Source organism: Chelativorans sp. YIM 93263 (assembly GCF_028767125.1).
Lineage (GTDB): Bacteria > Pseudomonadota > Alphaproteobacteria > Rhizobiales > Rhizobiaceae > Chelativorans.
In genome coordinates, this window is record NZ_JAKCWP010000020.1 from 1 (window position 1) to 1,189 (window position 1,189).

At 65.3% G+C, this 1,189-nt stretch carries 1 protein-coding gene; it reads right to left on the minus strand.

The features are described from left to right. A partial coding sequence (locus tag LY631_RS20290) for a DUF11 domain-containing protein (RefSeq protein ID WP_274427438.1) occupies positions 1-1,189 on the minus strand: 1,189 nt, incomplete at both ends.

A 1,189-nucleotide genomic window follows, 5' to 3' on the forward strand; every position in this document is an offset into this window, starting at 1 on the left:
AGCGTCTCGCCCGGTTCGGCGATGCCGGCCAGCGTGCCGCTTTCGCCCGCAAGCTGCTTTTCCTTGGCAATATCGAATGGGATCGGCGTCACGACGCAGGCGTCCGGAGCGGCCGCGCAGTCTTCCGTGGCTGCGTTGCGGATCTCCGAAACACCGGCAGGGATCGGGTCGGCGACGACCACCTGGTAGGTGATGGTGACGACGCCGCTCGGTGCGATGGTGATACCGGTCCATACAAGCGGATCGCTTGCCTGATCCGGCTCGCTGGCACCCGCGGTGCCCTGCGTCGAACCGGCCACATAGGTTGTGTTGTCGTCGATATTGTCGAAGGGATCGTACTGGATCTCAAAGGGTTCCAGATTGGTGAGCGTCAGCGTGTAGGTGAGTGTCTCGCCGGGCTCGGCGACACCGTTGATCGCGCCGCTTTCGCCGGTAAGTGCCTTAACCGTCTCGACCAGCGGGTAAACGCCCCGGTCCCGCGCCGTGTTGTTGGAGAGATCGCGATCAGGAATGCCCGCGGGGCTGGTGACGGTCGCCGTGTTGATCATCTCGCCGGTTTTGCCGTCCGGCACGCTGATCGTGAGCTCGAACGTCACCGTCCCGCCCACAGGCAGGTCCACCGGTGCGTCGACGATCGGACCCGTAACACTGCCCGGCGCGCCGCAGCTTGCGCCACCCGTTGGGCTGCCGCAGCTCCAGGTCGCGCTCGTGACGCCGGAGGGAAGCGGATCGTTCACCAGCGCACCCTGCACATCCTGCGGGCCGTTGTTGGTGACCACGATCGTGTAGACGACATCCTCGCCGGGCTCGTAGCCGGGGCTTCCGTCATCCTTGGTGATTGCGAGATCCGCCTCGGGCGTCGGCGTCACCACGCAGGCATTCGGATTGACCGTGCAGTCGTCGGTCGCTGCGTTGCGGATCTCCGTCACGCTCAGGTCGAGCGGGTCGGCGACAAGCACCTGGTAGACCACCGTCACGGAGCCATTCGCCGGGACGATGACATCGTTCCAGACGAGCGGATCGGCCGCCGAATCAGGCTCGCCCGCATTGGCCGTGCCCGAGCTGGAGCCCGCCACATAGGTGGTGTTGTCGTCGATATTGTCAGTGAGGTCGTGAAGGGCTGCCACCGCACCGCTATTGGTCAGCGCCACCGTATAGGTGAGCGTCTCGCCAGGCTCGGCCACACCTG